9 protein-coding genes and 1 pseudogene are annotated in these 13,657 nt (G+C 70.5%); 2 read left to right on the forward strand and 8 right to left on the reverse strand.

What is annotated here, in order from left to right; all coding sequences use genetic code 11:
* Positions 1 to 21 precede the first annotated feature (21 nt).
* The 3 genes and pseudogenes from ACFCXS_RS17360 to ACFCXS_RS17370 form a co-directional block, all read right to left on the reverse strand.
* Positions 22 to 1,083, reverse strand: a pseudogene (locus ACFCXS_RS17360) (endo-1,4-beta-xylanase); the annotation flags it as partial.
* Positions 1,084 to 1,146: 63 nt separating this feature from the next.
* Positions 1,147 to 2,748: a glycoside hydrolase 43 family protein gene (locus ACFCXS_RS17365; RefSeq protein WP_376644184.1), complete on the reverse strand. Its 1,602-nt coding sequence runs from the start codon at positions 2,746 to 2,748 to the stop codon at positions 1,147 to 1,149.
* Positions 2,749 to 2,976: 228 nt separating this feature from the next.
* Positions 2,977 to 4,440: an aldehyde dehydrogenase family protein gene (locus tag ACFCXS_RS17370; RefSeq protein ID WP_376644185.1), complete on the reverse strand. Its 1,464-nt coding sequence runs from the start codon at positions 4,438 to 4,440 to the stop codon at positions 2,977 to 2,979.
* Between the two features lie 141 nt (positions 4,441 to 4,581).
* Here ACFCXS_RS17370 and ACFCXS_RS17375 point away from each other — a divergent pair, with 141 nt between their 5' ends.
* Positions 4,582 to 6,990, forward strand: a complete 2,409-nt coding sequence (locus ACFCXS_RS17375) for a SpoIIE family protein phosphatase (protein ID WP_376644186.1) — start codon at positions 4,582 to 4,584, stop codon at positions 6,988 to 6,990.
* Between the two features lie 168 nt (positions 6,991 to 7,158).
* On the opposite strand, the gene ACFCXS_RS17380 is transcribed toward ACFCXS_RS17375, so the two are convergent.
* The 4 genes from ACFCXS_RS17380 to ACFCXS_RS17395 are packed head-to-tail and all read right to left on the reverse strand — an operon-like array spanning position 7,159 to position 10,985.
* Positions 7,159 to 8,472 carry a Gfo/Idh/MocA family protein gene (locus tag ACFCXS_RS17380; protein ID WP_376644187.1) on the reverse strand — a complete coding sequence of 438 codons (1,314 nt, stop codon included), beginning with the start codon at positions 8,470 to 8,472 and terminating at the stop codon, positions 7,159 to 7,161.
* Positions 8,473 to 8,489: 17 nt separating this feature from the next.
* A complete protein-coding gene (locus ACFCXS_RS17385) occupies positions 8,490 to 9,134 on the reverse strand; it encodes a hypothetical protein (RefSeq protein WP_376644188.1) in 645 nt (214 codons plus the stop codon).
* Between the two features lie 10 nt (positions 9,135 to 9,144).
* Positions 9,145 to 10,005 carry a carbohydrate ABC transporter permease gene (locus ACFCXS_RS17390; RefSeq protein WP_376644254.1) on the reverse strand — a complete coding sequence of 287 codons (861 nt, stop codon included), beginning with the start codon at positions 10,003 to 10,005 and terminating at the stop codon, positions 9,145 to 9,147.
* A 23-nt stretch (positions 10,006 to 10,028) separates the two neighbouring features.
* Positions 10,029 to 10,985, reverse strand: a complete 957-nt coding sequence (locus tag ACFCXS_RS17395; protein ID WP_376644189.1) for a carbohydrate ABC transporter permease — start codon at positions 10,983 to 10,985, stop codon at positions 10,029 to 10,031.
* 225 nt (positions 10,986 to 11,210) lie between these two features.
* On the opposite strand from ACFCXS_RS17395, the gene ACFCXS_RS17400 reads away from it, so the two are divergent.
* The gene (locus ACFCXS_RS17400) at positions 11,211 to 12,521 is read left to right on the forward strand and encodes an ABC transporter substrate-binding protein (protein ID WP_376644190.1); all 1,311 of its coding nucleotides are present in this window, start codon (positions 11,211 to 11,213) and stop codon (positions 12,519 to 12,521) included.
* A gap of 31 nt (positions 12,522 to 12,552) precedes the next feature.
* Here the strand turns inward: ACFCXS_RS17400 and ACFCXS_RS17405 are convergent, their stop codons facing one another.
* A complete protein-coding gene (locus tag ACFCXS_RS17405) occupies positions 12,553 to 13,539 on the reverse strand; it encodes a LacI family DNA-binding transcriptional regulator (protein ID WP_376644191.1) in 987 nt (328 codons plus the stop codon).
* Positions 13,540 to 13,657 lie beyond the last annotated feature (118 nt).

Raw genomic sequence — 13,657 nt, forward strand, 5'->3', positions numbered from 1 at the left:
GCCCCGGCTCGTGGGCCGCTACGCCACCGGAGTGCCGCCCATCGCGGTCAGGGCGGCCCGGTACGCGGCCTTCTTGTTGCCGTTGTTGTCGAACAGCAGGGGGTTCTGGCCGACCCGCCAGGAGTCGCTGTCCCGGATGCCCCACACGGTGATGCCGGTGCAGCGTGCGACGTTCATGCACGCCCGCACACTGTTGGTGTACGCGGCGGCGGGTGCCTGGGCGATGTCCAGTTCGGTGATCTGGACGTCGACGCCGAGCGCGGCGAAGTTGGCCAGTGTCGTCTGGAAGCTTCCCGGAGGGCCCCCGGCGCCGAAGTGGGCCTGGAAGCCGACGCAGTCGATGGGGACACCACGGGCCTTGAAGTCGCGCACCAGGCGGTAGACGCCCTGGGTCTTGGCGTCGCTCCAGTTCTCGATGCTGTAGTCGTTGTAGCAGAGCCGGGCCGACGGATCCGCGGAGCGTGCGGCGCGGAACGCCTCCTCGACGAAGCCGGTGCCCAGGACGTTGCGGAACACCGAGCTGCGCAACTGGCCGCTGCCGCCGTCGGCGAACGCCTCGTTGACCACGTCCCAGGAGTGGATCTTTCCCCGGTAGCGGGACATGAGCGTGGTGATGTGGTTCTTCATCACGCTGCGCAGTGTTCCGGCGTCGCCGATGCCGCTGACCCAGCCGGGCAGCTGGGAGTGCCACACCAGGGTGTGACCGCGTACGCGCTGACCGCGGCCGAGGGCCCGGTTGACGATCTGGTCGGCGGGGCCGAAGGTGAACGAGCCGCGGGAGCGCTCCGTGGCGTCCCACTTCATCTCGTTCTCGGGTGTGACCGAGTTGAACTCGCGGTCGAGGATCCCCGTGTACACACCGTTGCTCAGCTTCCCGGCCGCCACCGCTGTCCCGAAGTACCGTCCGGACTGCGCGGCCTGGGCACCGAGGGTGCTCGCCTTCGGGGCGGCGGCCGTGGTGGCCGCAGCGGCGGACGCGGCCCCGGTGGTGGCGGTCGCTCCGCCGGTCAGCAGGGTGGCGGCGACCAGCACACCTGAGAGCGGCCCTCGGGCTCGCTCGCTTCGCCTGATGCGGGGGTTCATGTGTCTCCTCGTGGGTTGCCTCGGGTGGGGACGAGCGGGGGAGCGGAAGGTTGGTCGGGTCGCTCAGGGGGTGGACAGCTCGAACCTCGTCACACGGACCGAGCCGCCCAGCGCCCGCGTCGCGTGGTTGAAGAGGGCGAAGCGGTAGCCCATGAAGAACCGCCAGTCGTTGCCCATGGTGAAGGCGGGGCCCAGACGGGTGAAGGTGACGCCGTCGGTGCTGTAGGAGAAGGTGCCGGGCCGGGACGCACCGGGACGGATGTCGGCGTTCGCCCGAAGCCAGAGACGGCCCCCCGGCACGCTCGCGCTCGCCCGCTCGATCCCGGTGCCGGTGGTGTTCCAGTTGCCGTCCATGGTCAGCCCGTCGACCATCACCACCCGCGTCGCGCCGCCGTCCCGCTTCAGGCCGATCCAGGCGGAGGAGTTCCTCAGCAGCGCCAGTCCCGCCCGGTCGCCGTCCCGCATCGCGGAGTGGTCGAGCTGGACCGTCGCCGTGGACGTGGGTCCCTGGATGCGGTGGGTGAGGGTGTTGCGCGCCCAGTACAGGTCGTCGGTGACCGTGGCGGTGCGCAGGGTCAGACCGTTGTTCACCGACCACTTGCCGTTGTCCGGGTTGTGGTTCCACTCCCACCGGGGCTTGAGGACCGTTCCGTCGAAGGTGTCGGCACCGGTCAGGGGAGTGACCTGCCGGGGCGGCGGCGGGACGACCGGGCCGGGGTACGACCTGCCCCACGCGCCGTTCACGAGCTGGACGACCGGCCAGCCGTCCGCGGTCCAGGTGACGGGCGCCAGGGCGGGCACCCGGCCGCCGGGGTAGGCGTCGATGAAGGCCATGTAGTACCAGGCACCGCTCTGGGTCCGCACCAGCCCGCCCTGGTGCGGAACGCCCCCGCCCGAGATCGGCCCGGGCAGGTCGAGCAGGACCTGCCGCAGGGTGTAGGGGCCGAAGGGGCCGCTGGTGGACCGCAGGATGTACTGGCCGTTGGCCGGCCGGGTCAGGAAGATGTAGTAATTCCCGTTGATCTTGTAGAAGCGGGAGCCCTCCAGGGTGCCGATGCTCGACGGGGTGCTGAACACCTGCTGGGACCGCACCTGGCTGCGGCCGTCCGCGGACAGCTGGGCCACGCTGATGGCTCCGTTGCCGTAGGCCACGTACAGGGTGTTGTCGTCGTCCACCAGCAGGCCCGCGTCGTAGTACACCTGGGGGAGCGTCGTGTGCCTGCTCCAGGGCCCCTCGACGGACCGGGCCGTGTACACGTAGGTCCGGGCGAAATCGATCTGGCCGAGCCAGTAGAACGTCCGGTCGGCCGGCCGGTACGCCAGCGACGAGGCCCAGATTCCTCTGACATAGCCGCGTCCGCCGCTCAGGTCGTACTTGGCGCCGAAGTCGAGGACGGGCACCGCGTGGCCGGCGATCTCCCAGTTCACCAGGTCGTACGAGCGCAGGACGGGGGCGCCCGGTGAGTAGTGCATCGTCGAGGCGGAGCAGTAGTAGGTGTTCTCGACCCGGATGATGTCGATGTCCGCGAAGTCCTGCCAGATCACGGGGTTCGTGTAGGTCGCGGCGGCTCCCGCCGTGCCGGGAGGCAGCAGCGCGCCGACAGCCAGGCCGCCGGTCGTGGCCAGGGCCGCACGGCGGCTGAGGTTATGACCTGTCCATGTCATTCGAATCCGCCTTGGGGGTGGGGGTGCTGCCATGAAGGGCGGGAGGATCTGCGGTTCGGTATCACGAACGTCGGCTGTCCTGTCGAACGTCATGGATGATATGAGCAGCACCTGACGGGTCGTCAATACTTCTCGCAGCATTCGGTGCTGACGTCGAAAGGTTTCGCTCCTCCCTGGTGCGGTCACGACGGCCCGGGAGGTGCGCTCACGACGGCCTGTGAGGTGCGGTCACGACGGCCCGGGTGCCGTCATCCAGCGCCACTGCGTGAACGCTTCCAGGCTGGCGGTGCCGCCGATGCGGGAGGTGTTGCCCGAGATCCCCATGCCGCCGAAGGGCGCGTTCGCGGCGTCCTTGGCGGACACGTCGTTGATGTGGATCATGCCCGTGCGCAACCGCTGCGCGAGGGCGGTCGCCCGGGGCACGGACCGGGAGTGGACGGCGGCGGTCAGGCCGTACGCCGTGTCGTTGGCGATCTCCACTGCCTCGTCCTCGGACCGGAACGGGACGACGGGGGCGACCGGCCCGAAGATCTCCTCTTCGAAAGCGGGCATGGACCGGCCGACTCGGTCCAGCACGGTGGGCGGATAGAAGAGCCCCTCGCGGGTCCCTCCGGTCAGGACGCGTGCTCCGGCGTCCACGCTCTCGTCCACGATCCGTGCGATCCGGGCGGCCTGCCGCTCGCTGATGACCGGACCGAGCGCCACGCCCTCGTCGCGCGGGTCACCCACCCGCAGCGCCTTCGCCTGCCGGACCAGCGCCTCGGTGTACGCCTCGACGACATCCGCGTGGACGACGTGACGTCCGGCCGCCACGCAGGCCTGGCCCTGGTAGCCGAACGCGCTCATGGCCCCGGCCGCGGCGGCAGCCTCCACGTCCGCGTCCTCCAGGACGACGATCGAGTTCTTGCCGCCCAGCTCCAGGGACACGCGTTTGAGTCCCTCGCCGGCGATCCGGGCCACCTCCCGCCCCGCCACGGTGGAGCCGGTGAAGGAGATCATCGCGACATGAGGGTCCGCGGCGACCGCCCGCCCCGTCGCCGCATCACCCGGCAGGACGTGCAGCACACCCGCGGGCAGCCCGGCCTCCGCGAACAACTGCGCGACCAGGACACCGCCCGAGACCGGGGTGAGGGGATCGGGCTTGAGCAGCGCGGTATTGCCCAGGGCCAGCGCCGGTGCCAGCGCCCGCATCGCGAACAGCAGCGGTGCGTTCCACGGGGTGATGACCCCGACGACCCCGAGCGGCACCCGCCACGCCAGACTCGTCCCGCCGGGAACCTGCGGTACGAGGACCTCGCCCGGGGGCTGTGACGCGAGCACGGCCGCGTGCCGCAGCTGAGCGAGACCGGCCGCGATCTCGTAGTCGCCCTTGGCGGGAACGCCGCCCGTCTCCCGGACGATCCATTCACGGACCGCTTCGCTGCGTTCACGCAGGGCACGCTCCGCACGGATCAGTACATCGACACGGTCCGACGCGGTGGCCGCCGCCCACTCCGACGCGGCCCGGGCGGCCCGGGACCCCGCCCGTTCGACATCGGACGGAGCGGCCAGACCCACCTCCGCCAGTGGTTCCCCGGTGGCCGGTTCGACGATCCGGCGGGTGCCGCCCCCGGCGGTCCGCCAGCCCCCGCTGTAGATCCTGCCGGTCCACTCGGCCGCGTCCGGCCAGGTCCGCTCGCCGTCGACAGACATGGTCAAGACCTCCGCCCGGGTAGCGCGCTGCTTACCAGCCTCCCTGGCCATTCAACCTGCGGCAGGAGATATCTGTCATTCTTGGGGCATACCAGACTAAGTGGTAGGGATGCCTAGTGGGTGAGGCGGGTTGAGGGGCCAATGGCGAGATCTGCATCCGTCCCGGGCGAGGGCAGCGGGGCACCGCCTGAGGACCTGATCGACGACACCCTCACCGCGAAAGCCGTCGTGGACGAGCGCGGCGTGGTCACGGGATGGAACGACGGAGCACACAGGCTCCTCGGCTACCGGGCCTCGGAAGTGGTCGGCCGGCCCGGGGCCGCTCTGCTCGCCGACGAACCCCCGCCCGGCCTGCTGAGTTCCCTGCTCACCCTCCCCAGGTGGAACGGCGCGGCGGCACTCCTGCACCGCGAGGGACACCCCCTGACCGTGAACCTCCTGGCCCACCTCCGCCGCAACCACGGCGGCCGAAGAGAGTGGCTGCTGCTCACGGCGGTCAGCCGCCTCGGAGTGAGCCCCGACGACGACGCGTTCCTCAGGAGGAGCTTCACCCAGTCCACCTGCACGACGGCGCTGTACGACACCGGCCTGCGGCTGGTCAGGGCCAACGCCGACATGGAACGGGTGATCGGACTGCCCGAGGAGGCGATGCGCGGACTGCGTGTCTCGGAGATCGTGCACCACCCGCAGGCCGACCGCGCCGAACAGGGCATGCGGCGGGCGCTGGAGACCGGTGAGCGGCAGGACCTCCAGGTCTCGCTGCAGCTCGCGGGCCACGAACGCCCCAGCGTGTGGACGGTCTCCCTCGCCCCGGTCCGGGCGGGCGACGGCCGGCCACAGGGAGTACTGCTCTCGGCGCACGACATGACCGAGCAGCAGCAGGCCCGGCAGCGGCTGGCCCTGCTGAACGAGGCGAGCCTGCGCATCGGCACCACACTCGACCTGGTCCGCACCGCACAGGAACTCGCCGACGTGGCCGTACCGCGGCTCGCCGACTTCGTCACCGTCGACCTGCTGCCGTCCATCGACGACGGCGACGACCCGCCAACGGGATCCCCCCACGGCCCCGTGCGGCTGCGCCGCGTCGCCCACCAGTCGGTCCTCGAAGGCTGTCCCGAGGCCGTGGTCCCGAACGGGACCGTGGCCGTCTATCCGGACAGGTCCACGGCGGCAGAGTGCCTGGCAGCCGGCCGGCCGCTGATCCAGCAGGTCACCCCCGAGGCCATGGAGCACGTGCTGCGCCAGACCCCCGATCGCGGAGAACGGATGCGCCGGTTCGGTTTCCACTCCGTGCTGGCCGTACCCATGCGAGCCCGCGGCCTCACCCTGGGGGTGGCCACCTTCTCCCGTCACCGCAACCCCGAGGCTTTCGAAGAGGACGACCTGCTGCTCGGACAGGAGATCACCGACAGAGCCGGCCTCTGCATCGACAACGCCCGCCGGTTCACGCGAGAGCGCGCCACCTCGCTGACTCTGCAGAGCAGCCTCCTGCCACAACGGCTGCCCGAGCAGTCCGCCCTCGACGTCGCCTCCCGCTACCTGCCCGCCAGCGCGCAGGCCGGGGTGGGCGGGGACTGGTTCGACGTCATCCCGCTGTCCGGCGCCCGCGTCGCACTCGTCGTCGGCGATGTCGTCGGCCACGGCATCCAGGCCTCGGCCACCATGGGGCGGCTGCGGACCGCCGTCAGAACCCTGGCCGACGTCGACCTCCCTCCCGACGAGCTGCTGACCCACCTGGACGATCTGGTCAGCCACCTGGCCGCGGGCGCCGACGGCACCGGCGACATCGGGGCCACCTGTCTGTACGCGGTGTACGACCCGGTCTCCCGCCGGTGCTCCCTGGCACGCGCGGGGCATCCCGTCCCCGCGCTGCTCACACCGGGCGGGCAGGCGGAGTTCCTCGACGTACCCGCAGGGCTCCCCCTGGGGCTCGGCGGTCTGCCCTTCGAGGCCGTAGAACGGGAACTGCCCGAGGGCAGCGTGCTCGCGCTGTACACCGACGGTCTCGTCGAGGCGGGGTCCCGTGACATCGACGCCGGCATGGACACCCTGCTGCGCACACTGCAGGCCGCCGACGCCTCACTCGAGGGCACCTGTGACGCGGTGCTGCGGACCATGCTTCCGGAACGGCCGGCCGACGACGTGGCCCTGCTCATGGCCCGCACCCGTGCCCTCGACACCTTCCACGTGGCCGCATGGGACGTACCGCCCGACCATGCCGCGGTCGCAGTGGCACGCAAGAACGCTTCCCTGCAACTGGCCGAATGGGGCCTCGACGCCTGCGCGTTCGTCACCGAACTGGTGGTCAGCGAGCTCGTCACCAACGCCATCCGGCACGCCGAACCCCCCATCGAGCTGAGGCTGATCTACGACCGGTCCCTCATCTGCGAGGTGTCGGACGGCAGTACCACCGCCCCGCACATGCGGCGGGCTCGCACCTACGACGAGGGCGGCCGCGGTCTGCTCCTCGTGGCCCAGACATGCCAGGGCTGGGGCGCCCGGCACACGGCCGACGGCAAGGTCATCTGGGCCGAACAGGCCCTTCCCTGACGCGGCGGCAGGTCGCCCCCGCGCCACCGTCGACCGGGATCAGGCGCACATGGCCGCTCGGATCCGCTCGGCCTTCTCCTCCGAGAAAGCGCTGCTGTCCAGGAGCGTGAGAACGGACAGCACGCCACCGCTGCCTTCCTCGATCACCCGGAAGGTGACCCACGGCCGTCACACGTCGAGCAGGTCCCGGGTGCGCACCGGGGCCCCCGACTCGAAGGACCGGTTCGCGGCGAGGCCCGTGACCAGTGAACGTGCCCCGTCGGCCGCGTCCGCCGCCCGGCCCAGCGGGTCGGCCGCGGGTTCGCCGAAGAGGTCCTCGAGCATGCGCACGTCCCCGCCGCCGTGGCCGCCCTCCTCGGTCTGGACCTTCAGTTCGCGCGGCGGCTCCCAGAACCGGCGCAGCGTCAGCTCCGTGCGTCCCGCCGTGTCGCCCACCGCCTCTCCGTGCAACACGGCGCTCTTGCCCTGGATCCGTACCTGGGGCCGGGTCCAGGTGGACTCCTCCACCAGCAGTTCGAGGCGGCCTTCGCTGCCGTTGAAGGCGATCCGGTAGCCCTCCCACGGGGCATAGGCGGTCAGGTGGTAGGTCAGGGTCGAGCCGGTCGCGTAGCGGACCAGCACCGCCATGTCGTCCTCGATCGTCACGCCGGGCCCGAAGACGTTCTGGTCCCGGTGGTAGCCGTCCTCGGCCTCCGCGTCCAGGTACAACGCGGAGAGCAGCGGCGAGTCGGCCATCCGCACGGCGAACGGGTCGTCCGCAGCGGCCGGCGAGCCGTGTGCCCTCGCGTAGTCACGGGCCAGGCCGCGCCGGGTGCCCGCCTCGTCGCCGTAGAAGAACAGCCCGCCCTGCGCGTACACCGTCTCGGGTTCGGTGCCCAGCCACCAGTTGACCAGGTCGAAGTGATGGGTGGCCTTGTGTACCATCAGGCCACCGGAGTTGGCCTTCTCGCGGTGCCAGCGCCGGAAGTAGTCGGCGCCGTGCCGCAGGTCCAGCAGCCATTCGAAGTGCACGGAGCCGACCTCGCCGATCTCCCCGGCCGCGAGGGCCTCCCGGACGGCGGCGTGCACCGGGTTGTAACGGTAGTTGAAGGCGACCCGCACCTGGCGGCCGGTGCGCCGCTGTGCGTCGAGGATGCGGCGGGCGCGGTCCGCGTCCGTCGTCATCGGCTTCTCGGTGACCACGTCGCAGCCCGCCTCCAGAGCCTCGACGATGTAGTGGTCGTGGGTCCGGTCCACCGAGCAGACGACGACGAGATCGACGCGCTCGCGGCGCAGCATCAAGGGGAAGTCCTCGGCGGGGTACTCGGGTACCGACGCTCCGATCCACTCGTTGTGCACGGCCATGCGGTGTGGATTGACATCGCAGAAACCCACCAGGTCGATCCGGTCCGCGTAGGGACCGGCGAGCGCCGAGGTGAACATCCGGGCGCGGGCGCCCAGTCCCACCACGGCGCAGCGGCGGCGTGCGGTGTCGGAAGGCATGAGGTCTCCGTTTCGGTTCAGTTGGAGGACAACCCGGCGGGCGGGGGAGAAGGGACGGAACGGGGGGAGGCCGTCGAGCGGGACGGCTCCGGGGCGGGCCCGGCGGGTGACAGCGCCAGTGGCCGCCAGGCGTCGACAGCGGTGGCGGCGAGGGCGAGCGGCCCGAGGACGACGAGGAGCAGAACCACGGACATGGCCGGCAGCACCGCGGCCGCGACGGCCGCCCCCGCCAGAAGCACCGTCACGAGCGGCCGCTGCGGCATCGAGCGGAACGCCGCCGTGACGACCACCCGCCAGGCGACGCCCTCCCGCCAGCCGGCCGCGCACCGCAGCCCCGTCGCGGCCACGACGGAGCTCGCCACGGCCACCGGCAGGGCCATGCCCGGCAGGTACGCGTCCAGGACCACGGCGTCCAGCCACAGCAGGGCCGGCACACCGGCGGGAACCAGGCAGAGGGCGACGGGAGCGGAACGCAGGACCCGGCGCAGGGCGGCGAGCAGAGTCACGGGAGTCACGCCCGGCCCGCCACGCGCCTGTTCGCGCAGCACCGAACAGCCGGCCACGAATGCGGGGTAGGCGGTCACCACCGGAAGGGAACAGACCAGCAACAGCACACCGAGGAGCAGACAGTCCGCGAAGAGCTGGAACCAGGGGCGTCGCATGCCGTACCCCCTACCCCTTCAGCCCGGACGTCTGCACGCCCTCGACCAGCAGCCGCTGGAAGGCGAGGAAGAACAGCACCACCGGGATCAGCGTCAGGACGGACATCGCGAACATCGGGCCGAAGGCGGCGCTGCCGGCCTGGTCGACGAACATCCGCAGGCCCAGCTGGAGCGTGTAGGTGTCCGGGTCGGCCAGATACATGAGCTGGGGCAGGAAGTCGTTCCAGCTCCAGATGAACGAGAAGATCGTCGTGGTGACCAGCGCGGGCTTGAGCAGCGGCATGATGACGTGCCAGAAGGTGCGGTAGGGGCCGCAGCCGTCGATGAGTGCCGCCTCGTCGAGCTCGCGCGGCAGCGAGCGGATGAACTGGACGATCAGAAAGACGAAGAAGGCCTCGGTCGCGAGGAACTTCGGCAGGATCAACGGCAGATATGTGCCGACCATGCCGAGCTTCTGAAAGATGATGTACTGAGGGATCAGCACCACGTGGAGCGGCAGCATGAGCGTGCCGATCATCAGCGCGAAGTAGAGGCCCCGGCCGCGGAACCGCAGCCGGGCGAAGGCGTACGCGGCCAGCGAGCAGGACAGCACGTTGCCGAGGACCGTACCGGCCGAGACGAGCAGCGAGTTGCCGAACAGCCGCCACAGCGAGATACCGCTGACGCCGTCGATCGCGTGGGTGTAGTTGCCCGGGGTGAAGACCTCCGGGACGGGGCTCAGGTTCGAGATGATCTCGGTGCCGGACTTCACCGACGCGGTCAGCAGCCACAGCACGGGATAGAGCAGTACGGCGCCGATCGCCACACAGACGGCATGCCAGAGCACTGAACGCGGCCGTCCCGAGGGCGCGTCGGCGGCCGGGGCGGACATCGAGGGCGGGGGTGCGGTGGTCGTCACGACGCTTCCTCCTGGCCGTAGTGGACCCACATGCGGGAGGTACGGAAGACGAGTGCCGTGACCGCCGCGATGATGACGAGCAGGACCCACGCCATCGCGGAGGCGTATCCCATGTGGAAGTTGCTGAAGGCCTGTTTGTACAGGTAGAGCGAGTAGAGGAGCGTCGAGTCGGACGGGCCTCCGGTGCCACTGCTGATCACGAACGCGGAGGTGAAGGACTGGAAGGAGTGGATGATCTCCAGGACCAGGTTGAAGAAGAGAACCGGGGTCAGCATGGGCAGGGTGACGGAGACGAAGGTGCGCAGCCGGCTCGCGCCGTCCAGTGAGGCCGCCTCGTACAGCTCCTTCGGGATCTGCTTCAGTCCCGCCAGGAAGATCACCATGGGGGCGCCGAACTGCCAGACGGTCAGTGTGATCAGCGGATACAGCGCGTAGTCGGGATTGTCCGTGAAGCCGCCGAGATGGATTCCGAGGGATCCCAGGGTCTTGTCGGTGAACCCGTCGGTGGCGAACAGTGACCGCCACACCAGCGCGACGCTGACACTCGCGCCCAGCAGCGACGGGGCGTAGAAGGCGGCGCGGTACAGACCGGCACCGCGGCGGTCGCGGTTCAGCAGCAGCGCCACGGCGAGCGCGGCGGCCAGTTTGAGCGGGGCGCCGATCAGGACGAACTTGAGGGTGACGCCGATGGAGGCGAGGAACTGGTCGTCCTCCAGCATGTAGCGGTAGTTGGCGAGACCCACCCACTTCGGACCGGTGAAGAGCCCGTAGTCGGTGAACGACAGATAGAGCGACGCGAGCATGGGGCCCACGGTCAGGGCGATCATGCCGATCAGCCAGGGCGCGAGGAACACATGTGCGGCCGGAGCCTGCGAACGACGACGTGAGGCCGGCCGGGTGTCGGCGGCGCCGTCGTCGAATCGGGGCCGGGGCGGGGCGGTCGCCTGAGCCATGGGGGGCTTCTCCTCCACACCGAGGATCGAGGACGGTGGCAACGTTTGCATGCGTCTGGATCAACCGCAAGGGGCGAGGTGCCGGGGATTTTCCCAGGGTTATTCGGTCACTTGCATTGACGGGGGTCAGCAGGCGCGCGTAGCTTCCGGGCCAGTTCGAAACAGAGTGGGATCGTTTGCAATCGTCGTTCCACCACCACTCGATCACCCAGCGAAGGGCCGCCGATGACTCCGACCCGCCGACCCGCTGTCCCGTTGCAGCCCTCCCGCCGCCGGGTGCTCGCCTCCCTCGGCGCACTCGGCCTGGGGACGGCCGTCGCGGGGTGCGGCACCGACGCCACCTCCGCCGACGGCGAGGTGGGGCTCGACTTCCAGTGGTGGGGCGGCGACGAGCGCAGCCTGGCCACCCGGAAGGCGATCCGGCTCTTCGAGCGGCGCCATCCGAAGATCAAGGTCTCGGTCTCGTTCACCGGGTACGACTCCTACTTCCAGCGACTCGCGACGCAAGTGGCGGCGGGCACCGGCCCCGACGTGCTGCAGATGGACTACTACGAGCTGCGGGACTACGCGGCCAACGGGCTGATCGCGAACCTCAGCGGCCCCGGCTTCTCCGGCGTCCGCCTCGACCGCGTCCCCCGCCGCTACGTCGACTCCAACCGGCTGGACGGCAAACTGTGGGCGGTGCCGACGGGAGTGGCCTGCCAGGCGCTGCTCGTGGACCCCGAGATCTGGCAGAAGGCAGGCGGCCTTCCGAAGGCGGGCTGGACCTGGGACGACCTCGTCCACGACGTGGGGCCCGCTCTCAAACGGGCGGCACCCGGCCGGGCCCCGCTCACCGACTTCGGGGGCTACAGCGAGACGTTCGACCTCTGGCTCGTCCAGCGCGGCAAGTCCCTGTACCGGCACGACGGTTCGCTCGGCTTCACCCGGGCCGACCTCACCGCCTTCTGGGAGATGACCGCACGCCTGCGCGACGCGGGCATCTTCACCCCGCCGAACGAGACTGCCTCCTACGACGGCTCGACCCCCAACTCCCTTCTGGTGAGGAAGCTGTCGACAGCCGAGTTCAACATCACCTCGACCGTGCAGCCGTACTTCGACACCTACGGGGACGTCCGGCTCATCCCGTTCCCCACCGTCTCCTCCGGCGCGCCGCTGGGACTGACCGTGGGGCCGGGCATGATGTGCGTGCGGCGGGGCAGCAGGCACCCACGGCAGGCCGCGCAACTGCTCGACTTCCTGCTGAACGACCCCGAGGCGGGCAGCATCCTCGGCGTGGTACGCGGACTGCCGCCGAACCGGCAGATCATGAACCGGATCGCCCCCGGTCTCAGCAGCGCCAACCGGACGGTGTACGAGTACGTCGTCTCGCTCGAGAAGAGACTCACGTCGTCCTCGATCCCGCCGTCGGGCTCCAGCGAGGACAAGCTGCTCTTCCGGGGGTTCAACGAGGACGTGCTGTTCGGGAAGACGACCGTCCGTGAGGCGGCGGCCGACATGTTCGAGAAGTACAACACCACCGTCCCCAAGGGCTGAGCCCCCGGCGGAAGCCGCCGTCGGGCTCGGTTCAGCTCTGCTCGATCACCGCCGTCGACCCCCGCACCACCAGATGCGTCGGCAGTACCCGCTGAGGCGGCGGGGCGCCTTCTTCCGCCGGCGTTCCCAGGATCCGGAACAGCAGGTCGACCGCCGCCCGCGCCGCGTGCGCCTTGGGGACGTGCACGGTGGTCAGCGGCGGAGCCGCCATCCCGGCCAGGGCGATGTCCTCGCACCCGACCACGCTCATCTCGTCCGGCACCCGGACCCCGCGGGCGGTGAAGCGGCTGATCAGGCCGAAGGCGACGATGTCGTCGAAGGCGACGACCGCGCTGGCACCGCTGGCCAGCACCACGTCGGCGGCGCCCGTGACTCCGCCGTCGAAGTGGGGGGCGACGCTGCCGACCTGGACGATCTCGATATCACCGCAGGTGGCGGCCATGGCCTGGATGCCGGCCGCCCGCTCATGGGCGGTCCAGGTGCTGCGGGGGCCGCCCACGTAGGCGATCCGGCGGTGGCCGAGGGCGTGCAGATGGGTCAGGGCATCGGTCATGCCCTCGACCATGTCGGCGGTGACGCTGGGAAAGCCCGGCTCCGTGCGGTGCAGCAGCACGATCGGTTTGTCCGTGACCCGGTCCAGGGAGCGCAGTTCCTCGCTGCTCAGGTGCGGGGCGCAGAGCACGATGCCGTCCACCTCCGGTGTCATCGTGCGGATCGCGTCCAGCTCCAGGCCTTCGTCCCGCTCGGCGTCGCTGACGAACACGGCGTGGCCGAGGCCTCGGGCGCGGGCCTGCACACCCTTGCAGATGTCCGCGAAGAAGGGGTTGAGCAGGTCCGGGACGATCACTCCCAGATGACCCGTACGGCCGGTGATGAGACCTCGGGCGGCGCGGTTCGGCTGGTAGCCGAGGCGGTCGGCGGCGGCCTGGACCCGTTCCCGGGTGACCGCGCTGACGGTCCCGTCCGGAGTCAGCGCCCGCGACACCGTGGACGGGGAAACCCCTGCTGCCTTCGCCACTTCTCGAATCGTCACCTGCACGTGCCGAGGTTGGCACCCTGGCGCACGAGCGTCAATGCGAGCCTGGTCCGCGCCCTGACGACGGGGGAGCGCGGGTCCAGCTCCGTCGACGATCGAG

Origin of the sequence: Streptomyces sp. NPDC056373 (assembly GCF_042262425.1) — a bacterium.
Taxonomy (GTDB): domain Bacteria; phylum Actinomycetota; class Actinomycetes; order Streptomycetales; family Streptomycetaceae; genus Streptomyces.